Origin of the sequence: Flavobacterium sp., from assembly GCF_043756175.1 — a bacterium.
In the GTDB taxonomy this organism is placed as follows: domain Bacteria; phylum Bacteroidota; class Bacteroidia; order Flavobacteriales; family Flavobacteriaceae; genus Flavobacterium.
In genome coordinates this window covers 86,460-110,296 of the sequence record NZ_JAYURN010000067.1, presented here as the reverse complement: position 1 = coordinate 110,296, position 23,837 = coordinate 86,460, and the positions used below count along the sequence as shown (strand labels likewise).

25 protein-coding genes are annotated in these 23,837 nt (G+C 31.4%); 11 read left to right on the top strand and 14 right to left on the bottom strand.

Features of this window, described 5'->3' with window-relative positions; genetic code table 11:
• Position 1 precedes the first annotated feature (1 nt).
• Both ACH2BP_RS05040 and dnaA read right to left on the bottom strand, forming a co-directional pair.
• On the bottom strand, positions 2 to 460 hold the full coding sequence (locus ACH2BP_RS05040) for a low molecular weight protein-tyrosine-phosphatase (RefSeq protein WP_395057633.1): 459 nt from the start codon (positions 458 to 460) through the stop codon (positions 2 to 4).
• A gap of 3 nt (positions 461 to 463) precedes the next feature.
• The gene (gene dnaA, locus ACH2BP_RS05035) at positions 464 to 1,891 is read right to left on the bottom strand and encodes a chromosomal replication initiator protein DnaA (protein WP_167357338.1); all 1,428 of its coding nucleotides are present in this window, start codon (positions 1,889 to 1,891) and stop codon (positions 464 to 466) included.
• A 198-nt stretch (positions 1,892 to 2,089) separates the two neighbouring features.
• Here dnaA and ACH2BP_RS05030 point away from each other — a divergent pair, with 198 nt between their 5' ends.
• Positions 2,090 to 2,491 (top strand): acyl-CoA thioesterase, encoded by a 402-nt coding sequence (locus ACH2BP_RS05030; protein WP_395057631.1) that lies wholly within the window; start codon positions 2,090 to 2,092, stop codon positions 2,489 to 2,491.
• Here the strand turns inward: ACH2BP_RS05030 and ACH2BP_RS05025 are convergent.
• The 3 genes from ACH2BP_RS05025 to ribD are packed head-to-tail and all read right to left on the bottom strand — an operon-like array spanning position 2,484 to position 4,715.
• The gene (locus ACH2BP_RS05025; protein WP_395057629.1) at positions 2,484 to 3,095 is read right to left on the bottom strand and encodes an IMPACT family protein; all 612 of its coding nucleotides are present in this window, start codon (positions 3,093 to 3,095) and stop codon (positions 2,484 to 2,486) included. The genes ACH2BP_RS05030 and ACH2BP_RS05025 overlap by 8 nt on opposite strands.
• Positions 3,096 to 3,103: 8 nt before the next feature.
• A complete protein-coding gene (locus tag ACH2BP_RS05020; protein WP_395057627.1) occupies positions 3,104 to 3,715 on the bottom strand; it encodes an HAD family hydrolase in 612 nt (203 codons plus the stop codon).
• A complete protein-coding gene (gene ribD / locus ACH2BP_RS05015) occupies positions 3,708 to 4,715 on the bottom strand; it encodes a bifunctional diaminohydroxyphosphoribosylaminopyrimidine deaminase/5-amino-6-(5-phosphoribosylamino)uracil reductase RibD (protein ID WP_395057625.1) in 1,008 nt (335 codons plus the stop codon). The genes ACH2BP_RS05020 and ribD overlap by 8 nt, the downstream gene beginning before the upstream one ends.
• A 55-nt stretch (positions 4,716 to 4,770) precedes the next feature.
• On the opposite strand from ribD, the gene ACH2BP_RS05010 reads away from it, so the two are divergent.
• Both ACH2BP_RS05010 and prmC read left to right on the top strand, forming a co-directional pair.
• Entirely contained in the window at positions 4,771 to 5,265 is a 495-nt protein-coding gene (locus ACH2BP_RS05010; RefSeq protein WP_395057623.1) for a GNAT family N-acetyltransferase, read from the top strand.
• A gap of 14 nt (positions 5,266 to 5,279) precedes the next feature.
• The gene (prmC, locus tag ACH2BP_RS05005; protein ID WP_395057621.1) at positions 5,280 to 6,134 is read left to right on the top strand and encodes a peptide chain release factor N(5)-glutamine methyltransferase; all 855 of its coding nucleotides are present in this window, start codon (positions 5,280 to 5,282) and stop codon (positions 6,132 to 6,134) included.
• Positions 6,135 to 6,286: 152 nt separating this feature from the next.
• Here prmC and ACH2BP_RS05000 read toward each other — a convergent pair whose 3' ends face one another.
• Positions 6,287 to 7,528 (bottom strand): ABC transporter permease, encoded by a 1,242-nt coding sequence (locus tag ACH2BP_RS05000; RefSeq protein WP_395057619.1) that lies wholly within the window; start codon positions 7,526 to 7,528, stop codon positions 6,287 to 6,289.
• Between the two features lie 174 nt (positions 7,529 to 7,702).
• Between ACH2BP_RS05000 and hisS the strand changes: the two genes are divergently transcribed.
• A complete protein-coding gene (gene hisS / locus ACH2BP_RS04995) occupies positions 7,703 to 9,067 on the top strand; it encodes a histidine--tRNA ligase (protein ID WP_395057617.1) in 1,365 nt (454 codons plus the stop codon).
• Between the two features lie 121 nt (positions 9,068 to 9,188).
• On the opposite strand, the gene xerD is transcribed toward hisS, so the two are convergent.
• The 3 genes from xerD to ACH2BP_RS04980 all read right to left on the bottom strand — a co-directional run bounded on the left by xerD (position 9,189) and on the right by ACH2BP_RS04980 (position 11,810).
• A complete protein-coding gene (gene xerD, locus ACH2BP_RS04990; protein WP_395057615.1) occupies positions 9,189 to 10,088 on the bottom strand; it encodes a site-specific tyrosine recombinase XerD in 900 nt (299 codons plus the stop codon).
• Positions 10,089 to 10,167: 79 nt separating this feature from the next.
• Positions 10,168 to 10,869 carry a hypothetical protein gene (locus tag ACH2BP_RS04985; RefSeq protein WP_395057613.1) on the bottom strand — a complete coding sequence of 234 codons (702 nt, stop codon included), beginning with the start codon at positions 10,867 to 10,869 and terminating at the stop codon, positions 10,168 to 10,170.
• A gap of 215 nt (positions 10,870 to 11,084) precedes the next feature.
• On the bottom strand, positions 11,085 to 11,810 hold the full coding sequence (locus ACH2BP_RS04980) for a porin family protein (RefSeq protein WP_395057611.1): 726 nt from the start codon (positions 11,808 to 11,810) through the stop codon (positions 11,085 to 11,087).
• 566 nt (positions 11,811 to 12,376) lie between these two features.
• On the opposite strand from ACH2BP_RS04980, the gene ACH2BP_RS04975 reads away from it, so the two are divergent.
• The 3 genes from ACH2BP_RS04975 to ACH2BP_RS04965 all read left to right on the top strand — a co-directional run bounded on the left by ACH2BP_RS04975 (position 12,377) and on the right by ACH2BP_RS04965 (position 15,950).
• Positions 12,377 to 12,790 carry a type II 3-dehydroquinate dehydratase gene (locus ACH2BP_RS04975; RefSeq protein WP_395057609.1) on the top strand — a complete coding sequence of 138 codons (414 nt, stop codon included), beginning with the start codon at positions 12,377 to 12,379 and terminating at the stop codon, positions 12,788 to 12,790.
• Positions 12,791 to 12,927: 137 nt separating this feature from the next.
• On the top strand, positions 12,928 to 15,402 hold the full coding sequence (locus ACH2BP_RS04970; RefSeq protein ID WP_395057607.1) for a DUF5686 and carboxypeptidase regulatory-like domain-containing protein: 2,475 nt from the start codon (positions 12,928 to 12,930) through the stop codon (positions 15,400 to 15,402).
• Between the two features lie 32 nt (positions 15,403 to 15,434).
• The gene (locus tag ACH2BP_RS04965) at positions 15,435 to 15,950 is read left to right on the top strand and encodes a hypothetical protein (RefSeq protein WP_395057605.1); all 516 of its coding nucleotides are present in this window, start codon (positions 15,435 to 15,437) and stop codon (positions 15,948 to 15,950) included.
• Between the two features lie 132 nt (positions 15,951 to 16,082).
• Here ACH2BP_RS04965 and ACH2BP_RS04960 read toward each other — a convergent pair whose 3' ends face one another.
• From ACH2BP_RS04960 to ACH2BP_RS04940, 5 genes are all read right to left on the bottom strand, one after another.
• On the bottom strand, positions 16,083 to 16,853 hold the full coding sequence (locus tag ACH2BP_RS04960; RefSeq protein ID WP_395057603.1) for a sulfite exporter TauE/SafE family protein: 771 nt from the start codon (positions 16,851 to 16,853) through the stop codon (positions 16,083 to 16,085).
• A 49-nt stretch (positions 16,854 to 16,902) separates the two neighbouring features.
• On the bottom strand, positions 16,903 to 17,271 hold the full coding sequence (locus ACH2BP_RS04955) for a VOC family protein (protein WP_395057601.1): 369 nt from the start codon (positions 17,269 to 17,271) through the stop codon (positions 16,903 to 16,905).
• Positions 17,272 to 18,579, bottom strand: a complete 1,308-nt coding sequence (murA, locus tag ACH2BP_RS04950) for a UDP-N-acetylglucosamine 1-carboxyvinyltransferase (RefSeq protein ID WP_395057599.1) — start codon at positions 18,577 to 18,579, stop codon at positions 17,272 to 17,274.
• A 62-nt stretch (positions 18,580 to 18,641) separates the two neighbouring features.
• Positions 18,642 to 19,358: a DUF4290 domain-containing protein gene (locus ACH2BP_RS04945; protein WP_395057597.1), complete on the bottom strand. Its 717-nt coding sequence runs from the start codon at positions 19,356 to 19,358 to the stop codon at positions 18,642 to 18,644.
• Between the two features lie 2 nt (positions 19,359 to 19,360).
• Positions 19,361 to 19,645: a DUF493 family protein gene (locus ACH2BP_RS04940; protein WP_395046108.1), complete on the bottom strand. Its 285-nt coding sequence runs from the start codon at positions 19,643 to 19,645 to the stop codon at positions 19,361 to 19,363.
• A 316-nt stretch (positions 19,646 to 19,961) separates the two neighbouring features.
• Between ACH2BP_RS04940 and ACH2BP_RS04935 the strand changes: the two genes are divergently transcribed.
• From ACH2BP_RS04935 to ACH2BP_RS04920, 4 genes are all read left to right on the top strand, one after another.
• On the top strand, positions 19,962 to 20,495 hold the full coding sequence (locus tag ACH2BP_RS04935; protein WP_395057595.1) for an AAA family ATPase: 534 nt from the start codon (positions 19,962 to 19,964) through the stop codon (positions 20,493 to 20,495).
• Positions 20,496 to 20,539: 44 nt separating this feature from the next.
• Positions 20,540 to 22,432: a RecQ family ATP-dependent DNA helicase gene (locus ACH2BP_RS04930; protein ID WP_395057593.1), complete on the top strand. Its 1,893-nt coding sequence runs from the start codon at positions 20,540 to 20,542 to the stop codon at positions 22,430 to 22,432.
• 3 nt (positions 22,433 to 22,435) lie between these two features.
• Positions 22,436 to 23,386, top strand: coding sequence for a methionyl-tRNA formyltransferase (fmt, locus tag ACH2BP_RS04925; protein WP_395057591.1), 951 nt, complete (start codon positions 22,436 to 22,438; stop codon positions 23,384 to 23,386).
• 168 nt (positions 23,387 to 23,554) lie between these two features.
• Positions 23,555 to 23,830, top strand: coding sequence for an HU family DNA-binding protein (locus ACH2BP_RS04920; protein ID WP_091477041.1), 276 nt, complete (start codon positions 23,555 to 23,557; stop codon positions 23,828 to 23,830).
• Positions 23,831 to 23,837 lie beyond the last annotated feature (7 nt).

The following is a 23,837-nucleotide window of genomic DNA, read 5'->3' as shown; positions in this document are numbered from 1 at the left end:
TTTATTTTTTTAAAAGTCTTTCCTTAATTACGTCACAAGCTTCATCGAGCATTTCGTAAACTCTTGTAAAGCCATCTTGTAAACCGTAATAGGGATCTGGAACATCTACATTTTCATTAGGAAACAATTCATTAAGAATGAGTTGTACTTTTGCTTTTTCGTTTTCATGAGAAGCAAGCGCAGTTACATCTTTATAATTCTGATTATCCATAACATAAATATAGTCATAATCTAAGAAATCTTGTTTTGAGAATTGACGTCCTTTTAAAGTTGAAATGTCAATTCCTTTTTCTTTTGCTATTTTTATAGACCTTACATCGGGCGGATTACCTATGTGCCAATGACCAGTTCCAGCAGAATCTACAATAAAATCTGATGAAAGTTTAGATCTTAAAATACCTTCGGCAAGTGGAGAACGACAAATGTTTCCCAGACAAACCATCAATACCTTTGTAGTCATAACTTAAAGCGATAATTTTTTGTTGATATCGTCAACAAATTTTTTGAATTGTTTGTCGGTAGAAACTAAATTATCAACTGTCTTACAAGCATGTAAAACGGTAGCGTGATCACGGTCTCCAATTTGAGAACCAATATTTGCTAAAGAAGCTTTGGTATATCTTTTTGCAAAAAACATAGCCAATTGTCTTGCTTGTACCACGTGACGTTTTCTTGTTTTAGATTGTAAAATTTCTAAATCCAACTGAAAATAATCGGAAACTACTTTCTGAATATAATCTATAGATACTTCACGTTTTACATTCTTAACAAATTTCTCGACTACTTGTTTAGCTAATTCTAAAGTAACTTCTTTTTTGTTGAAAGAAGATTGTGCAATAAGTGAAATTATAGCACCTTCTAGCTCACGAACATTACTTTTTATGTTGCGTGCTACATATTCAATAATTTCTTCAGGAATTTCTACACCATCACGATACAAAATATTCTTTAAGATTGAAATTCTTGTTTCGTAATCTGGTTGGTGTATTTCGGCAGACAGTCCCCATTTGAAACGAGACAACAAACGTTGTTCGATATCTTGCATATCAACAGGTGCTTTGTCAGAAGTAAGAATAACTTGTTTACCATTTTGATGCAAATAGTTAAAAATGTGAAAAAACACATCTTGTGTTCCTGTTTTTCCTGACAAGAATTGAACGTCATCAATAATCAAAACATCGATTAATTGATAAAAATGTATAAAATCATTTCTCGTATTTTTCTTAACAGAATCTATATATTGTTGTGTAAATATTTCGGCAGAAATATACAAAACTGTTTTATCTGGATATTTGTCTTTTATTTCGACACCAATAGCGTGAGCCAAATGCGTTTTTCCTAGTCCTACACCACCAAAAATAAGTAATGGGTTAAATGATGTTCCGCCAGGTTTATTGGCAACAGCCATTCCTGCAGAACGAGCTAGTCTGTTAGAATCTCCTTCTAAAAAGTTATCGAAACTATAATTTGCATTCAGTTGAGATTCAATTTTTAGATTACGAATTCCAGGTATTATAAAAGGATTTCTTAATTCTGGATTTTTTTGTTGCACCGGAACATCAATTTCTTGAGTTCTTACAGGCGAACGGTGTGCACTTGGTAATTGTTCCGTAAAAGGAAGTTTGTTACCATAAGTGTTTTCCATTTTGATTTTATAAAGTAACTTTGCATTTTTGCCAAGCTCTTTAGTGAGCGCTACTTTAAGTAATTTTACATAGTGTTCTTCTAACCATTCGTAAAAGAATTTACTAGGCACTTGAATATATAATGCATTATCAGTTAGTTCAACAGACTTAATAGGCTCAAACCATGTTTTATAGGCTTGCTCCTGAATGTTGTCTTTTATAAAAGATAGACAATTGTCCCAGACTGATTCAGCAGTTTTATTCATAGTTTGCATGCTTACGCTTTAAAATTATAAGTTTATATTTACAAAAAAAACAAGTGGATTTTTTGATTAATTCGGGATAGCAAATATGAGTCATAAAATCGTTAAAAAAAAATTTTTAGGGTATTGATTTTATAAAATAAATGTCGTAAGAGTAATTTTTTAAACGTTAAACAATTATTAAATTTATATATTATTATAATGAAAGAATACCAATTTAAAGTCCGTGTTCGTTATGCCGAAACTGACCAAATGGCTGTAGTGTATCACGGAAATTATGCACAATATTTCGAAATGGGTCGTGTCGAATGGCTAAGAAATCTAGGGGTTTCTTATAAATGGATGGAAGAAAATGGAATTATGCTTCCAGTGGTTTCGCTAACCATGAATTACAAAAAACCAGCACGTTACGATGATGAACTAACGGTAAAAACAATCTTTAAAAGTCAGACTTCTGTTAAGATTGAATTTGATTATGAAATTTATAATGATAAGGATGAGTTGTTAACAACTGGCAACTCAGTTTTGGTATTTGTAGACATGAAAACTGGACGACCAACTTTGCCTCCAGATTATGTAAATGAGAAATTGAAGCTTATGTAAAAGCTTTTATACTAACCTCAAAAATTCCATCAAAAATGTCAAATATAGTTTTGGCATTTTTTTTTCGGGAAGCAATTTCAATTTGACAGTCTTCTTTCATTGTTTGAGAAACAATTGTAATATTTTTTTCTTTGATAACTCGCATTACTTTATTCATATTTTTATAGTCGAATTGAACTAAAAAATGAATATCAATTGTCTTTTCAATAATTTCAGATTCTTCGAGTGCCATTTGCGCAGCGGTTTTATAAGCCGTTATAAGTCCACCAACACCTAATTTTACACCTCCAAAATACCGTACTACCACTACTAAAATATTCGTAACATTAAATGATTGAATTTGTCCGTAAATTGGCATTCCTGCACTATTATTGGGTTCGCCATCATCATTAGCACGATATTGTATTTTATCCGTTCCAATCTGATAAGCATAACACCAATGTCGTGCCGAAAAATGTTGCTTCTTTAAGTTTTCGATATGAACTTTTACTTCATCTTCCGAGCTTATTGGAAAAGCATGGCCAAAAAACTTGCTGTTTTTCTCTTTAAATAAAACCTCAGGAGATGGTTCCGCAATAGTAAAATAAGTGTCTTGTATTTCCAAAAAAAAAACTATTTAAGAATAAATTTCTTGTCGAAAAGTTGGGTGATATCTTCTTTTCCTGGAACAATATTCCAAACTTGCATGCCTAAAGCGGCCGCGATATCTGTATTTTCTTTTTTATCATCAATAAATAATGTATGCTTTGTTGACAAAGCATGTTTTTTGATAATATAATCAAAAGCTTGTGGATCTGGTTTGCGTACACCAATTTCGAAAGAGAAATATACTTTTTCAAAACATTGGTAAAACTCTCTTATAAATGTTGCTCCAAGCATATGCTCGAATTTCGTAATATGAATTTCGTCAGTATTGCTTAACAAAAACAATTTATAATTCATCAAAGACAATCGTTGTAAAAACTCTAATCTTTGTAAAGGAAAATCTAAAAGAACAGCATTCCAAGCAGCTCTTAAGTCATCGATTGAAGTGTTTGGGATTAATTTTTTAAGCCCAATAATAAACTGAACTTCTGTTAGTTTTCCTCGTTCAAACTCTTGATTTAAATTTTCGAGTTCATCGTTCCAAGAATATAGCCCTAATTTTTTTAATGCAGTAAGCGAAGCTTCTCTATCAAGATTGATAAATACATCGCCAAAATCGAAAATAATAGTGTTAATCATAGTTTAAATAGATTAATAGTTCGTCATTGTCTATTTTGCTTTTCGCCACTATTTTTCCAGTAATTACAGGGGCTTTCGTACCACCAGAAAACATCTCTTTTCCTCTAAAAATTCTTGCTTCGTCCCACAAATTTGCATCTATAAAAGTCTGCAAGGTTTGTTTCCCACCTTCTATAATTACTGATTGTAAATTATTATGGAATAAAAACGTCGCTATTTGCAAAGCTACATTTTCAGAATAATTAATTGCATTGTCAGAAATTACAAACGTTTTTTGACGAATATCAAATATATGACTTTCTTTTGAAATTCTATTATTTTTATCTAAAACTATTCTTATCGGATTTTTTCCAGTCCAATTTCGAACATCCAATTTTGGGTTGTCATCAATAACAGTTTGCGTTCCTACAAGTATAGCTTGCTCTTCGCTTCTCCATTTGTGTAATAACTGTCGGGAATAAACATTGGTAATCCAAACTGGTTTTTGTTCTTTTTTTGAAGGCGGAGCAATAAAACCATCTTCAGTTTCTGCCCATTTTAATATAATATATGGTCGTTTTTTTTCGTGATAAGTAAAAAAACGTTTGTTAGATTCTCGACATTCCGTTTCAAGAACTCCTACAGTTACATTGGCGCCAGCTTCTATTAATTTTTTTATTCCTTGGCCGGACACTTTACTATTAGAGTCAACAGTTCCGATAACCACATTTGGAATTTTATTTTTGATAATCAAATCGCAACAAGGTGGCGTTTTTCCAAAATGACTACAAGGTTCTAAACTGACATAAATTGTCGATTTAGATAATAAGGTTTTGTCTTTTACTCCATTTATTGCATTTACTTCAGCATGATTTCCACCATATGCAGAAGTATATCCTTCGCCGATGATTTTATTTTCAAAAACAATTACAGCGCCAACCGAAGGATTCGGCATTGCCGCTGGTAAACCATTTTTGGCTAATTCGATGCAACGTTTTATATAAAATTCATGTATCTTCACATCACAAAAATAAAACTTTTAGTTTAGAAGTTTAGAAGTTTAAGAGTTTAGTTTTATGACAATTATTAGAGAGATTCAACAGAAAGACAATCAGGCAATTGCAAAAATTGTTCGTGATGTTTTAATGGAATTAGGTGCGCCTAAAATAGGGACAGCTTATGCTGATCCACAATTAGATTTTTTGTTTGAAACCTATCAATATCCAAAATCAAAATATTTTGTAGTCGAAAATAACGGAGTTGTTATTGGCGGCGCAGGAATTGCTCCACTAGAAAATGAAGCGGAAACAATTTGTGAACTTCAAAAAATGTATTTTTTGACAGAATATAGAGGATTAGGAATTGGATCACAATTAATGGAAAATTGTCTTGATATTGCTAAAAATTTCGGGTATAAAAAATGCTATTTAGAAACCATGCCGTATATGGAAGCTGCCCAAAAACTGTACAAAAAAGTTGGTTTTGAGTATCTTTGCGAACCTATGGGAAGCACTGGTCACACATCTTGCCCTGTTTGGATGATAAAACAGTTGACAAGTGATAAAGAATAATTGACAAGTCGAAAATGCTAATAAAAAACTACAGAACACAATTCATAAAAGAACTAACTCCAATTTTTGATGAAAAAGAAATTGAAAGCTTTTTTTATATTATTCTTGAAGCTTTTCATCAACTAAAACGTGTCGATTTGGTTTTGAATCCAGATTTAGAATTAAATACGATTCAATTATTGCAATGGGAGATGGTTTTGTCGCAACTGAAACAGCAAAAACCAATTCAATATATATTAGGAGAAACTGAGTTTTTTGGTTTGCCTTTTTATGTTAATGAAAATACACTAATTCCTCGTCCAGAAACAGAAGAATTAGTTGAATGGATTATTAAGGATTTAAAAATAGAAAAAAATAAAGATTTAAAGATTCTCGATATTGGTACAGGTTCTGGTTGCATTGCGATTTCGTTAGCAAAAAATCTTCCGAACGCTCAAGTTTTTGCAATTGATGTTTCAGAAAAAGCTTTGGCAACAGCCAAAAAAAATGCAGAATTAAACGAGATGAAAGTCACTTTTGTTGAAAAAAATATTCTCGAAACCGAAGATTTAAATCAACAATTGGATATTATAGTTTCTAATCCGCCGTATGTTAGGAATTTAGAAAAGCAGGAGATTCATAAAAACGTATTGGAATATGAACCACATCTAGCGCTTTTTGTAGAAGACAATGATGCATTACTTTTCTATCGAAAAATAACAGAATTAGCTACAAGAAATCTTTCAGAAAACGGTCAATTGTATTTCGAAATCAATCAGTATCTGGGTAAAGAAATGATCGAATTGTTAGAAAAATATAATTTTAAAAATATCGAACTCAAAAAAGATATTTACGGAAATGACAGGATGATTAAGGCAAATTTCAGATAACAAATTTCATTTCAAAAGGAAATTTCAAAAATAAAAATTAAATGTACAGTTGTCATTCTGACGAAGGAAGAATCTCATTAACTTATTATGTGAGATTCATCCTTCGTCAGAATGACAAACGACAATGTTTTAAATATTTCAGAAATCAAAACCTACTCGTAACGCAAGGCTTCAATAGGATCTAATTTTGCGGCTTTTATAGCAGGATAAGAACCCGAAAACACAGCCACGATAAAGCTCACGACAAATGCAGATATAATAGCAAGCCAGGGAATTACAAACTCAAACTCAATTAAAACTGCAATGGTATAACCTATCAGAATCCCTAAAATAATTCCTAACAATCCACCCAATTGACCAATTACTAGTGTTTCCATAAAAAACTGCATTGCAATGGTGCTTTTTTTAGCACCCAACGCTTTTCTAACCCCAATTTCTCGGGTTCTTTCGGTAACAGAAACTAACATGATATTCATTAGTGCAATCGAAGAACCAAAAACGGTAATAATCCCAATTAGCCATGCAGACCAGCCCAAATATTGAGTAATGCCAAGTATTTTATTTATTAAATCATCACTTCTTGAAACTGAAAAATTAGCATCTTCAATAGGACTTAGTTTTCTTACTTTACGCATTGCAATTGTCGCGTTATCGACCGCATTACTTAGTAACTCCTTTTTTTCGACCATCACACTAGTCGTATAATTTATATTGGAAGTGGTAAACAAAGTTCTCGCCACTTGTATAGGAATCATAACTCGTAAATCCTGACTATTTCCAAAAGTGGATCCTTTTTCTTCTAAAACGCCAATGACCTTAAATTTTGCACCACGAATAGAAATTGTTTTATCAATTGGATTGATATCTTTCAATAATTTTTTTTCAAAATCAGAACCTAAAACACAGACATTCATATTGTTTTCGATATCAAAAGTTGTAAAATTTCGACCTTTTACTACTTTCAACCCTGAATTTGGCGTAAAATATTCATCAACACCTAAAATAGAAGCTTCAGGGTCGGTTTTGTCAGCTTCAAACTTTACTTCAGCTTTCGTTGTCGCTGTAAATGAAACAGAAGTATAGGTGAGAGGATATTTGAAATTTTCTTTAAATGCTTTGGCTTCGGTATAAGTAATAGTAGGATTTATTTTCTCTCTTTCGTCTCCACCATTTCTTCGGGTTGAATTTTTATACTGATTTATCGAAAAAGTATTAGAACCCATCGATGCAAAATCTTTAGATAACGTGTTTTCTAAAGCAGAAACCACAGTCAGAATTCCTACCAGTGCGGTAATCCCAATAGCAATAATAAGTACCGTTAAAATTGTACGGAGCAATTGCGTTCTTATAGAACCCAACGCAATTTTTACATTTTCTTTAAATAATCCTAGCATAATACTTATTTGACACGAATTTACAGATTTTGTTACAAGTTTCTATTTAAAATTTTATAAATAGGCTAAAAAACAAGATATTTGCGGTTCAATTTATGATTTTAGATTTTAGATTTTAGATTTTCATGCGAGAACCTCCAAATCTGAAATCTAAAATCTGAAATCTAAAATTAAATGAAACCAAGCATACCAAAAGGAACCCGTGATTTTTCGCCTGCAGAAGTTGCAAAACGCCAATATATTATTCAGAAAATGAGAACTCATTTCGAGAAATTTGGTTTCCAACCTATCGAAACACCTTCGTTCGAAAATTCCGAAACCTTAATGGGAAAATACGGAGAAGAAGGCGACCGATTAATTTTTAAGATATTGAATTCTGGGGATTATTTGGCTAAAGCAAATACAGAGATTTTAGAAGCTAAAGATAGTAATAAGTTAACGTCAACTATTTCTGAAAAAGCACTTCGTTACGACTTAACAGTTCCTTTTGCACGGTATGTTGTACAGAATCAAAACGATATTATTTTTCCTTTCAAACGTTACCAAATACAACCTGTTTGGCGTGCTGACCGTCCGCAAAAAGGACGTTTTAGAGAATTTTATCAATGCGATGCCGATGTTGTTGGTTCGACATCATTATGGCAAGAAGTAGAATTGGTACAATTGTATGATTCCGTTTTTACCGATTTAGGATTAAATGGCGTAACCATCAAAATTAACAACAGAAAAATATTATCTGGAATCGCCGAAGTGATTGGCGCATCGGATAAATTAATAGATTTTACGGTTGCACTTGACAAACTCGATAAAATAGGAGAGGACGGCGTAAAAAAAGAAATGATCGAAAAAGGAATTTCTGAAACTGCAATAGAAAAAGTGCAACCATTATTCAATTTTACAGGTTCTATTTCCGAAAAAATAGTGAAATTATCTGTTCTACTTGCTGATTCTATCGAAGGAATGAAAGGTGTTGAAGAACTACAATTTATTTGCGATAATGTTTCTAATTTAGGATTAAATTCTGCTATTTTAGATTTAGACGTAACGCTTGCTCGAGGATTAAATTATTATACTGGTGCAATTTTTGAAGTAGCTCCGCCAAAGGCTGTTTCGATGGGATCTATAGGTGGTGGTGGTCGTTACGATGATTTAACCGGTATTTTTGGACTAAAAAACATGAGTGGCGTTGGGATTTCTTTTGGGTTGGATAGAATTTATCTAGTTATCGAAGAATTAGGATTGTTTCCAGAAACAGTAACGACAACTTCTAAAGCTATTTTCTTGAATTTTGGTCAAGAAGAAACAAAATATGCAATGAAAGCCATCACTGAATTGAGAAAATTAGGTACAAAAGTCGAATTGTATCCTGACAATGTCAAAATTGCCAAACAGTTTCAGTATACAGACAAACGTGGTATTCCATTAGCTATAATTGTTGGTGATGATGAGATGAATAACGATAAGTTTTCTATTAAAAATTTAGTTTCTGGTGAACAACAAAAAGTAAGTTTTGAGGAATTGAAGAATTTGCTTCAATAATTATTTGTCACACTGAGCTTGTCGAAGTGCATTTTAAAAAAAGGTCTTCGACAAGCTCAGACTGACAAAATGGGTTTGAATTGACGAACAAAAGAATTCATAATTTGTAATTCGTAATTGTTTATTTACTTCTCGGATGAAAAGTTTGCATGACTTGGCTTAAATGCTTTCTGTCTACATGCATATAAATTTCGGTAGTAGTTATCGATTCATGTCCTAACATGAGCTGTATAGATCTTAGATCGGCGCCATTCTCCAGCAAATGTGTGGCAAACGAATGTCGGAAAGTATGTGGACTGATTACTTTATTCAAATCAATTTCAATAGCTAAGTTTTTTATAATGGTAAAAATCATGGCTCTGGTCAATTGTCTACCTCTTCGGTTTAAGAATAAAGTATCTTCGTGACCTTTCTGAATTGGGAGTAAATTTCTATCGGTATTTTTATAGATTTCTATATATTTTTGCGTGTGTTCGCTTATAGGAACAAATCGTTGTTTGTTTCCTTTTCCTGTAATTTTTATAAAACCTTCGTCAAAAAATAAATCGGAAATTTTTAGAGAAACCAGCTCCGAAACACGCAAACCGCAAGCGTATAAAGTTTCTAACATAGCACGATTGCGCTCGCCTTCATTTGTTGTTAAATCGATAGCGGAAATCAGTCTGTCTATATCTTCAATATTCAAAGTGTCAGGTAGTTTTCGCCCTAATCTTGGGGTTTCTATAAGCTCTAAAGGATTGTCAGGACGATAATCTTCAAAAATAAGATAATTGAAAAAGCTTTTTAACCCAGAAATTGTTCTGGCTTGCGAGCGTGGATTAACACTTTTAGAAATTTCATAAATAAATTGCTGAATCGTTTCGTCGTCTATTTTTACTGGAGAAACATCGATATCATTATCTGATAAATAATTACTTAATTTCTCTATATCAAGCACATAGTTATCGATAGAATTTTTAGACAATCCTCTTTCTATTTTTAGATAGGATTGAAAGTTTTTAATGTAGCTTTTCCAATTCATTATGACAAAGTAACGAAATTTTTGGGCATAAAAAAACCACGCTATTAGCGTGGTTTAATTTATATAATATTCAGAAATACTAGAATTGGTAACCAATTCTAACACCACCAATTACATTTGTAGAAATTCCAGAATTTTTACCTCCAGTAATGCTAACATTTGGTTGAGCAGTTTCTGTGATTTCAATGTCTTTATTTTTACCAGTAACAATGTTTAAACCAGCTTCAACTCCTAAAAATACTTTTTTAGCAATATAGTAGTCAGCACCAGTTAATAATCTTAAACCAAAATAATTACCACCATTATTTGTGAAGTTACCACTAACATTAGAGTCATTAGCACCATCAACATTGTAAGAATAATTATTTTCAGTGTATTCAGTACTTGCACCTCTAAAACCAATTAATAAATCAGCACCTGCGTAAGTAGATAATCTATCAGAACCAGCAAAATGCTTTTCAACTCCTAAATTTAAAGTTAAATCTGATCTTTTGTTAATTAAAGTTGCTACATTAGTTAAATCTGAATTGTCAATTTCTTCAGTTTTGTTTGAATTAGTTGCAAAACCTAAACGAAGACCTAAATCATCTTTTAAGAAATATCTGAACTTTAAAACTCCAGTGTTAAGATCAAAATCAGTGTTGTTTAAACCACCTGTCAAACCTACTTCAGTTGTTACAGTTCCTTTTGTTGGTTTGTAATCACTAGTAGTTGTACCTTCTTGTGCATTAGCAAATCCAAATGCAAATACTGCAGCAGCAGTTAATAATACTTTTTTCATTTTATTTAAATTTTAAATTCAGAGCAAATTTAATAGTATTTTGTTTAAAAAAACAAGTAAATAAATAACTTTCGACAGATTTGTTTATATAGCACTGATAGTCAGTTAGCTATAATTTACAATCTATTTTTATGTTGTGTTTATGAAAAAAAATCCCATCTCGTAGTAAAACGAGACGGGATTTCCAGTATTCTTTATTTTAATCTAGAATTAGATTAGAATTTGTAACCAAAAGAAATTTGGATAGAACTAGCTTTGTAAACTGGCTGGTAAGAATATTCAACTCCATTAAAAGTTTCTTTAACTTCTTTAGCATCATTAGATAAACCTATGTTGTATCTAGCTTCAGCAAAGATATTGTCAGTAAAGAAATAACCAGCTCCTAAATCTAAAGCAAAGTTAACACCTTTTAAATCTTTTTTGATGTCTACACCATTTACTGATGTGGTTTCTGTTTCAGTTGTACCATTGAAAGTCTCAGAATATGTGTTTGTATAATCTCTTTTAGCACTCATTAAAAATCCTAATTGTGGACCTGCAACAAAAAATAATTTTTCAGTAGCTTTAAATTTTGCTAATAAAGGTATGTTGATATAACTTGTTTTAACTGTAGTTTTATTTACATCAGAGTAAGTGTAAGTATCTCCACCAAAAGTTTCAGAACCAGATTCATTAGCTTCAAACTTTGAACCTTCCATAGAAAATAATAATTCAGGTTGGAAAGCAAATTTTTCAGTTATTCCAATTTCTGCAAAACCACCAACGTGGAATCCTACAGCCATTTTGTTATCTGGTGCAATAACAATTGCTCCATTAATTGAAGGAGGAGTTGCTTTGATTGTAGATAAATTTAATCCAGCCTTAGCTCCAAATTTAATTTCTTGTGCATTAGTAAAACCAAATGCGAATACTGCAGCTGCAGTTAATAATACTTTTTTCATTGTTTTTGTTTTAAAATTAATTTATGTAAAAATATTAAAATCAAATGACGGTTAATCTACAGTTAGCAAAAGTTATTAACAATTTAATACTTATTTAACAGTCAAATACTTATATATTTCATCTAATCCAAATCTAACTAAATTTAGTTAGATGAATTTATAATTTGGACTACAAAAATAATTTTCTGTTTAGTATTAAGGCCTTCGCTTACTAATTATTATGACTGTTTTTGTTTTTTATTAGATAAATCACAAAGCTGTTTTGTTAAAAAGTTTTTTAATTTTCAATACACAAATTTGTAAGAAAATTGTTGAAAAGCTAAATATAAGGTAATCTTAAATTATCTAAAAAATTTGGGACAATCTGATGTTAATCAAAATTTATAATTAATCAAGCTAATTATTACAGTATAAATTATGTTAACTACTCATTTATTTGGAATGCTTTTTTTATTTTTACAAAAAAACAAGCCATGAAATATTTATGATAACTAAGTCACAAATGCTAAATTAAGATCTTCTCATAAATATACCATATTCCAATAAAAAATAAATATCAACTACGTATGAAAATTATTATCATAAACGGACCTAACCTTAATCTTTTAGGAAAACGAGAACCTGAAATATATGGAAATCAAGATTTCGAAGCGTATTTTGAAGAATTAAAAACTAAATTTCCTACGGTCGAATTAAATTATTATCAAACTAATATAGAAGGTGAAATTATAAACAAGTTACAAGAAGTTGGTTTTACTTATGATGGTATAATTCTTAACGCTGGTGCCTACACACATACTTCGATAGGAATTGGTGATTGCGTGAAAGCGATAACTACTCCCGCAGTAGAAGTGCATATTTCGAATACTTTTTCTCGGGAAACTTTCCGCCATCAGTCTTATATTTCGCCAAATGCAAATGGAGTTATTATAGGCTTTGGTATAAAAAGCTATGAATTGGCATTGGAGTCGTTTTTGTAGTTATTAATCCCATTTTGTCATTCCGAGGAACGAGGAATCTCATAATCTGAATCACAATATCATCAATAATTTTTTGTTAATTAATTTCCTGCTTTCTTAAGATGCTTTAAGTTTGTATCAGCAGTAAAAAAAGCATTATGAAAAAAAATATTTTGTTTCTTGTCTTGTTATTTTCATTTATTTCTAATGCGCAAATAAAGGGATTAGTAACCGATGATAAAAATGTACCACTTCCTTCAGTTACTATTTTTATCGAAAATTCATATAATAACACTTCGTCAAACGAAAAAGGTTTTTATGAATTAAATGTAAAGAAAACAGGGAAATATACTGTTGTTTTTCAATATTTAGGTTTTAAAACTAAAAAAATTCCAGTTACTATTGAAGTTTTTCCTTATGAATTGAATGTAAAGTTGGTCGAAGAAAATTTTGCTTTAAACGAAGTGATTATAAACAATCAGGAAAATCCAGCTAATCAAATTATACGGAATGCAATTGTTGCAAAAAAGCAAAACTCTGCAAAAACCGCAAAATACAATGCCGATTTTTATTCTCGTGGACTTATGAGAATAAAAGATGCGCCTAAGAAAATTTTAGGTCAAGAGATTGGTGATTTTGATGGTGCTTTAGATTCTACCAGGACTGGAATTTTGTATTTATCGGAAACGGTTTCGAGATTAAATTTTCAGAAGCCCGATAAGATGAAAGAAACCATAATCGCATCTAAAGTTAGCGGTAAAGACAATGGTTTTAGTTTTAACAATGCTGCTGGTGTCGATTTCGATTTTTATGAAAATTATTTGCCTTTCGAAATCAGTATAATTTCGCCACTTAGCGTCAATGCTTTCAATTATTATAAATTTAAAATGGAAGGCAGTTTTTATAACGAAGACAAGCAACAAGTAAATAAAATAAAGGTAATTCCTCGTCGTGATACTGAGCCAGTTGTAGAAGGTTATATATATATTGTAGAAGATTCGTGGGCAATTTATGCTGTTGATGTTGATTTGAAAGGTTACCGAATGCAAACTCCCGCACTTGATAATTTGGTTTTGAAACAAAGTTTTAGTTACAATAAAACGGATAACATTTGGACAAAAAATACGCAAAGCATAGATTTTATTGCAGGAATGTTGGGAATTAATGTTTCAGGACGTTTTACTTATGTATATAGTAATTTTGAGTTTGAACCAAAATTCGACAAAAAAACATTTACCAGAGAAGTACTTACTTTCGAAATAGATTCGAACAAAAAAGAAGATAGTTTCTGGAATACGATTCGGCCTATTCCTTTAACTACTGAGGAAAGTACCGATTATGTTAAGAAAGACAGTATTCAAATTTTAAGAAAATCGAAAACGTATCTTGATTCGATAGACAAGAAAGAAAATAAGTTTCATGTTCAACAAATTTTATCGGGTTATATTTATAAAAACTCGTACAAAAACACAACTATAAATTATAGTGGTCCATTAACTTCATTACGATTTAACACGGTTCAAGGTTATAACTTATCCGCGGGATTGTCATATACAAAAAGAAATCCTGACGATAGAACTTATACAAATTTTGGAACAAAATTTAATTATGGTTTTGCTGAAACAAAATTAAGAATGGTTGCTGATTTCTCTAAAAAATTCAACAATCATAATAATCCTTTTTTTGCTATTTCTGTTGGAAGCGAAGCAACTCAATTTAACGAGAAAAAACCAATTTCAGATATTGTAAACTCAGTTAGTACTTTGTTTTTTAAAGATAATTATATGAAATTATTTGATAAGAATTTTGTCAAATTAAGTTATAGCCAAGAAGTGGTAAACGGTTTTTCAGTTTATACCAATTTCGACTATTCCGAAAGAAAACCGTTGTATAACAATACGGATTTTACAATCATAAAGAACGATGATTTGTACACTTCAAACAATCCGTTATTGCCTTTAGATAATTTGACTCCAGCTATTGTAAAACATAATTTGGCAAAAGGAAAGATAACAGGAAAAATAAACTTTGGTCAAGAATATTGGACTCGTCCTGACGGAAAATTTAATATCCCAAATGATAAATATCCAGTTCTTTATTTTACTTATGAAAAAGGTTTTGCTGGAAGCCAAAGCAATTATAATTTTGATTATTTAGAAGCAAAAGTAACACAAGATTTTACTTTAGGGAACAAAGACCATTTGGGTATAAATGTGATCGCTGGAAAATTCTTCAACGCAGATAATATTTCATTTGTAGATTACAAACATTTTGCAGGAAACCAAACTAGAATTGGGCAAACAAATGATTACTTAAATGTTTTTAACTTGATGCCGTATTATATAAACAGTACCAATGATGCTTTTTTTGAAGTTCATACTGAGTATGATGATAAAGGTTTTATTATAAATAAAATTCCATTATTAAATAAATTAAAATCGAATTTAATTTTAGGTTATCATAATCTTTCGGTTCCTAACAAAATTCCTTATCATGAGTTTTCGGCAGGATTGGATAATTTAGGTTTCGGGAAATTTAAAATCTTTAGATTAGATTATATTCGCTCGTATCAGAATGGTTTTAAGACCGATGGTGTGATTTTTGGATTAAAATTTTTGAATGTTTTGGATTAGGGTAAGCACAAAATATAAATAGTAAAATTTCTATGAAATACTTGACCTTAGTTTTAATTCCTCTTTTACTTGCTTGTAATAACAAGTCAAATAAAGAAATATTGATAAAAGAAAAAATTACTTTTAGTGATGAATATAAAGTTTGTGACACATGTACCACAACCATACTTGTTCATCATATGGAATCCACAAGAAGTGGAGAAATTACAATTGACAGTGGAATAGTTTATTTATCTAACCAAATATTACATAACATAGATACATTAGCTGTAAATACTGATAATTCAAAATCATATCTTATACCTCCAAATCATATTCTAAATCGGGAGTTATCTTTTACTGATAGAAACTACTTTGCAAAACTTTGGAAAGACACGGTAAACTTTACTGATTTGTACAAAGTATTTCGCTTAAAAGGAAAAGTTACAGAAATTAAGCGTAGAAAGTTAGAAAATGGTGTAATTGAAAGTTATCCGTCATTATTTTTTAAAGTTGACGAAGCAGTCGAAATTGATACAAGTTATTTAAGAAAAGTTGAACAATATTAAGAAATACAAAACATCTATTGATACGGATTTTATCAAAATAAATAATCTAGTGTATCTTTGTGAACTTCGTGACCCGAGCCTAAAAGACAAACAGGCGAAGGAAAAACCTTGTGTTCTTTGTGTTTAAAAAAACTACCTTTTAAAAAAAACATCATATCCAAAACGAATCAAAGTTCCAATAACAACTAGCAAAAAGAAAACTCTAATAAAACCATTTCCTTTTTTTATTGCTGTTTTTGCACCCAACCAACCACCAAAGGCGTTGCAAAATGCCATAGGAATTGCTATGAGCCAAATGATTTTTCCTTTCATAATAAATAAAGTAATTGAACCGATATTAGAGGCGACATTGACCATTTTTGCATTGGCAGAAGCATGCAAAAAGTCGAAACCAAGAATGGTGATAAACGCTACTACAAGAAAACTTCCCGTTCCAGGGCCAATAAATCCATCATAAAATCCAATAAAAGAACTGATGATAATACCTAGAAGTATCATCTTAGTTTCTGATAATTCTTTGATTTGATGTTGCCCAAAATCTTTTTTGATAAAAGTATAAATCGCTAATAAAATAAGAATGCCAAATAACAAAGGCTTCATAAAATTATTGCTCACTAGCGTTAACAATTCGGAACCCATAAAAGCAAAAGCACAAGAAAAAAGAGCCATGATGATTAATAATTTCCAGTTCATGGTTACATTTTTCAAATAATGATAAGCAGCAACACTCGTACCACTAATTCCAGGTATTTTTAGTGATCCTGTTATAGAAGAGACTGGAAAATTAGGCAATAAAATTAATGCAATTGGAGTCTGAATTAATCCGCCACCACCAACAACTGCATCTACAAATCCAGCAAAAAATGAGGCAATACAAAGTAAAATTATAATATAGGTTTCCATATAGTTTAAAAAGTAAATCCCAAAACGAAAGTAATGGGATTTGTTAGTATTATATACGCCATGGTGGACTTTTTCTGTTTTTCCCTGCGTTATAAATTATAATAATATTATTGTCTAAATCTTTCAATCTGGCTTCTCGCCACAACCATGGCTTGTCTTCTGGAAGTTCGTCTATGATAAAATTGTTTTCTAAAAGTTGATTTATTTTAATATCAACATTGTCAACTTCAAAATAAATCCAAGTTCCGTTGTTAGCCTCTTCATTTCTATGTAAAGAAAAAGTAGCATAACCATCGACACATTCAAATCTAGCATAGTCGGGCAAAGATTTTACAATGAGATTTAAACCCAAATTCTGGTAAAAATTAATAGATTGCTCTACATTTTTAACTGAAATTGTAACTTGATTTAAGTTCATTTATTCTCTTACAATATTTGCGCCAATTGCTCTTAAACGTTCGTCAATTCTTTCGTATCCACGATCTATTTGTTCTATATTTTGAATTGTACTTGTTCCTTTTGCAGTAAGTGCAGCAATTAACAAAGAAATTCCTGCTCTAATATCTGGCGATGACATTGTTGTTGCTTTTAGTTGCGATTCGAAATTATGTCCCATAATTACGGCTCTGTGTGGATCACAAAGCATAATTTTTGCACCCATGTCTATTAGTTTGTCCACAAAAAACAAACGACTTTCGAACATTTTTTGGTGTATCAAAACATCTCCTTTTGCTTGAGTTGCCACGACAAGAATAATACTCAATAAATCGGGAGTTAATCCTGGCCAAGGGGCATCGGCAATGGTAAGAATCGAACCGTCGATATCGGTTTTTATTTCATAATTTTCGTGAGTTGGAATATAAATATCGTCGCCTCTTTTTTCTAAAGTAATACCTAATTTTCTAAAAGTATTTGGAATAATACCTAAGTTTTCCCAAGAAACATTTTTGATAGTTATTTCACTTCTTGTCATAGCTGCAAGACCAATCCAAGAACCAATTTCGATCATATCTGGTAAAATTCTGTGCTCACAACCTCCAAGAGAATCTACTCCTTCTATAGTTAATAAGTTCGATCCTACGCCAGAAATTTTTGCGCCCATTGAGTTTAGCATCTTACATAATTGTTGTAAATATGGCTCGCAAGCAGCATTATAAATTGTTGTTATTCCTTCGGCAAGAACTGCTGCCATTACAATATTTGCAGTTCCAGTTACCGATGCTTCGTCAAGTAACATATAAGCACCTTTTAGTTTGCCTTCACATTCTACACCATAAAAATGGTCTTCTCTTTCGTATCTAAACTTAGCACCAAGATTGATGAATCCTTCAAAATGCGTATCTAATCTTCGTCTTCCTATTTTGTCTCCACCTGGTTTAGGAATGTATCCACAACCAAATCTTGCCAATAACGGACCAACAATCATAATAGAACCACGAAGTGAACCTCCTTCTTTCTTGAAAGCTTCGGTTTTTAAATAATCAATATTTACTTCATCTGCCTGAAAAGTATAATCACCAGGTCCATTTTTTTGAATTTTTACGCCTAAATTTCCAAGCAAAACAATGAGTTTGTTTACATCAATAATGTCCGGAACATTAGTTATTCTAACTTTTTCGGAAGTTAGTAATGCTGGACATAAAACTTGCAATGCTTCGTTTTTTGCTCCTTGCGGATGTATATCTCCTTTTAGTCGGATACCGCCTTCTATTTTAAAAGTCCCCATTTATCTTAAATTACGAATTACGAATTACGAATTACAAAAATGCGATTCGATTTTCAAACTATTTATTTCGGATTGTTATTATTTTTTACAAAAGGTTTTGGTTTGCCATTTTTTACAATTTTTAGCTTACCATTATTATTGTTTGTCTGAATTTTGTTCGACATGCGTTTGTTAGTTCGCATCAAATCATTAGAGTTTAACAACTCTTCCGTGCTTTGAGTCAAGTTTATTTTTCCGTCAGACAATTCTAATAAATGTTCGAAAATAACTTCGTCAGTTACGGTGTCTTTGTTCCAACTCAAATAAGATTTCTTCATGTGCGTAGCAATAACTTTGCACAATGCGTTTTTCAATTCGCCATCTTCCCATTTGTTTGCCACATCAATCATGTACTTAATATTGTTTCCGTAAAAACGATATTTAGGAAAATTTTGAGGATATTTCAAAGGATCAGGACGCATTTTTAAAACCTCGCGCGACGGAATAGGATATGGAGAATCGACATCTAATTTAAAATCAGACATGATAAATATTTGATCCCATAACTTGTGCTGAAAATCTAAAACATCACGCAAATGTGGGTTCAAATTTCCCATCACCGATATGATATATTTCGCAGCTTTATTACGTTCTGCTCTGTCTTCGATAGCTGTTGCTTGGTCTATTAGAACGTGCAAATACCTACCGTATTCAGGAATAATAAGCGGTTTTCTTTCCGAATTATATTCTAAATACTGAACCACATCGCCAGCAATTTCTTTTGTATATTTTGTATTCATATTTATAGGGAAACGATACCTTTTATAGTACCTACTTCTTGGTATTTAGCAATTATTTCATCGGCATCTTTCATAGTCACATCTACAGATATGCTAGTAAATTTGCCTGTTTTAGACTTTGTAGTTTTTATCACTGCGCCCAAACAATTAAAAGCGTTTTCGACACGTGCTACATTATCATCAACTGTAGGGACAATAAATTTAAACAAATATTCCGCAGGCCAAGTATTACTATTATCTAATTCTACTTTCAATCGTTCGTAGAATTCCTCAACTTTCTTATCCATTCTTCAACTTAAAATAAAAGCAAATATACAATTTTAGCAATAGAAATCAGGATTTTTTGAAGCGAATTGCTCAGGCTTTTTTGGTATCTAAATTCCTGTTGCTGGAAGTTGCTTTCGTCCAGTTTTTAATGACGAGACGAAGAGCTCCTGCAATTCCAGCATCAGGCCTAGCTAGGTTTTTGTATTACATATTTGTAAAGTTTTAATGCTAAAAATTGTTTTTTTTTATTCGTAATTCGTAATTTTAAATTGCTTGGCCTGTTCGCTTTGCTCGGGTCGCAATTTTTAATTATCTTTGCCCCTTATTTCTAGAAAAATGCAAAAAGAAATCGTTGTTATCATAGGTGGACCAGGAACTGGCAAAACTACAATCATAGATGGTTTGCTAGCAAAGGGTTATTGCTGTTATCCCGAAATTTCGCGTGAAGTTATTCTCGAAGCAAAAAAAGAAGGAATAGAGCAATTGTTTCTAGAAAACCCATTGCTTTTTAGCGAATTATTACTAGAAGGTAGAAAAAAACAATTCGTAAATGCACAAAACGAACCTCATAATGTTGTTTTTCTTGATCGAGGAATTCCAGATGTTTTAGCATATATGCATTATATAGGTGATAGTTATCCTGCTTTTTTTGACACAGCTTGTCGCAAAAATACATATACTAAAATATTTATTTTACCACCTTGGGAAGATATTTATATTGCTGATAATGAGCGTTATGAAAACTACGAACAGGCAAAACTTATTTACAATCACCTTGTAGAAACTTACGAAAAATACGGTTACAATCTTATCGAAGTCCCAAAAGATAGCGTAGATAACAGAATTCTTTTTATCTTAGATCAAATTTAGATTCTAAAAAATCTAAAATTTAAAATCTGAAATCTAAATTTTAAATGCAAAGAGCATTACAAATTCTTCAAAAATATTGGCATTACGATTCTTTTCGACCTGTTCAGGATAATATTATCCATTCAGTTCTGGAAGGAAATGATACTTTTGGACTTATGCCTACTGGCGGCGGAAAGTCATTGTGCTTTCAGGTTCCTGCAATGGTAAATGATGGATTGTGTTTGGTGATTTCTCCTTTGGTAGCTTTAATGAAAGACCAAGTAAATAATTTACAATCTCGAGATATAAAAGCCATTGCGCTAACAGGTGTTATAAAGGCAGACGAATTAATAAATTTGTTAGATAATTGTCAGTTTGGTAATTACAAATTTTTGTATTTATCTCCTGAAAGATTAGAACAAGATTGGGTTCTTAACAGAATAAAAGCTTTGCCTATTTCCCTTATTGCTATAGATGAAGCGCATTGTGTATCGCAATGGGGACATGACTTTAGACCGTCTTATTTAAAGATTAAAAACTTAAAAGCTCATTTTTTTAAAATTCCTTTTGTGGCGCTTACGGCTTCGGCAACGCCACAAGTTAAAGATGATATTATTGAATTATTAGGGTTGGAAAATCCAAAAGTTTTTCAACAATCTTTTGCTCGTAATAATTTAGGCTACTTCATTATTCAAGCCGAAGACAAAATATACAAACTGAATCAGATTTTACAAAAAAATCCAGAATCGGCTATTATTTATGTTCGAAATCGAAAAAACTGTCACGAATATGCTTCTCATTTATCAGTTTTGGGTCATAAAACTACTTTTTACCACGCTGGTTTATCGGTAAAAGAGAAAGAAAAAAACATGAATTCGTGGATGTGTGACGAGAAAACCGTCATGATTGCTACAAGTGCCTTCGGAATGGGGATTGATAAACCCAATGTGAAAACGGTTATTCATATAAATTTACCCGAAAACTTAGAAAGTTATTACCAAGAAGCAGGAAGAGCTGGACGAAACGGAGAAAAAGCATTCGCGATTTTAATTAGTTCACCTTCAGACATTATTATGGCAGAAAGCCAATTTATAGCAGTTTTACCGGATACTATTTTTCTGAAAAATGTTTTTGTAAAATTATGTAATTATCTTCGAATCGCCTATGGAGAAGGAATTAACGAAGAGTTTTCATTCAATTTGAATCAATTTTGTAGTCATTACAAATTACCCGTATTAAAAACCTATAATGCGCTTCAGTTTCTAGATAGGCAAAGTATTATTTCGCTTTCGCAAGAATTTTCGGAGAAAGCTCAGGTTCAATTTCTAATTGAGTCTAAAGAAGTAATCAGATATATTAGTTTAAATCCTGACGATGAGCCTATAGTTTCGACCATTTTAAGGACTTATCCAGGAATTTTCGATTTGCAAACCAATATTAATACCGATTTTATTGCAAAAAAAGCGAATACATCCGAAGCTAAAGTATTAATTTTGTTAGAGAAATTACAAAAAATGGATATTATCGATTATTTTTCACAAAAGAATGAATCGAAAATAACATTTCTAGAAGTTCGTGAAGATGACAGAACAATCAATAGGGTTTCGAAACATCTTGAAAAACAAAATTTAGTCAAGAAAAACCAATTACAATCGGTTGTAAACTATGTTTCAAACAAAGATACTTGTAAGAGTAAATTGCTTTTGCAATATTTTGGAGAAACAATAACTAATTATTGTGGCGTTTGTTCTTATTGTTCTAATAAAAAAGAAAAAACATATAATTCTGAAGAAATTAGAAATAAAATCATTCAATTATTGACTAAAAACCCAATGAATTCGAGAACATTAATCGAAACATTACATATAGAAGAATCTGAAATATTAAAAATTTTGAAGCAACTAATAGAACATGATATTATTAGTATTAATTCAAAAAATCAATTTATACTTAATTAAGAAATGAAAGCATTACGAATCGTTTTTATGGGAACGCCAGAATTTGCAGTAGGAATTCTAGATGCCATTGTAAAACAAAATCAACACGAAATAGTAGGCGTAATCACTGCTGCCGACAAACCAGCAGGAAGAGGTCAGAAGATAAAATATTCGGCAGTCAAAGAATATGCTTTAGAAAATAAGTTGACTTTATTGCAACCAACAAATTTAAAAGACGAAGCTTTTTTGGAAGAATTAAAATATTTAAATGCAAATCTTCATATCGTCGTTGCTTTTAGAATGTTACCGAAAGTTGTTTGGGCGATGCCAGAATTAGGAACATTTAATTTACATGCGTCACTTTTGCCAAATTATCGCGGTGCAGCGCCTATAAATTGGGCAATTATAAATGGCGAAACAAAAACTGGTGTAACTACTTTTTTTATTGATGATAAGATAGATACTGGCGCCATGATTTTAAGCAAGGAATTAGAAATTTCCGAATCTGAAAACGTTGGCGAATTGCATGACAAATTAATGGTTTTAGGTTGCGATGCAGTTTTAGAAACTTTAGATAAAATTGCTGACGGAAATGTAAAAACTACAATTCAAGAAGATACTTCAGGTATAAAAACTGCTTATAAATTAGACAGAGACAATTGTAAAATAGATTTCACAAAAAACATAACAGAAGTATACAATCTAATTCGTGGTTTGAGTCCCTATCCTTCGGCTTGGTGTAATTTGAAAGACGGAGAAAACGAATATAGTATCAAAATATACGATACTAAACCAGAATTACTTTCGCATGATTATGCAATAGGAAGTATATTAACAACAAAAAAAGAAATGAAAATTGCAGTTCTTGGTGGTTTTATTCATGTTTTATCGCTTCAATTCCCTGGAAAAAAGAAAATGTTGGCTCACGAATTGCTAAATGGAGTTGCGTTTTCGGAATTAACAAGGGTGTTTTAGACATGTAAATAGTATTTTTGTTATTAAAAAGCCTGATTTGTAAACAAATATATAAAGTTATTAACAAAACATGTAAAAAAACGGCTTAACTGTTGTGAGAATAGGAAATCCTTTTAAATTTGTATGTATAAGTTATAAATTATTAACCAATCAATTAATACAATTATTATGAACAAATCAGATTTAATCGATGCAATGTCAGCTTCAGCTGGAATTACAAAAGCTGCTGCTAAATTAGCCTTAGAATCATTTTTAGGTAATGTTGAAGGAACTTTGCAAAAAGGTGGAAGAGTTTCTCTAGTTGGATTTGGATCTTGGTCAGTATCTAATAGAGCTGCAAGAGACGGAAGAAACCCTCAAACTGGGAAAACTATTAAAATTGCTGCTAAAAACGTAGTGAAATTTAAAGCAGGTGCTGAATTAGAAGGATCAGTAAATAAATAATATTTTA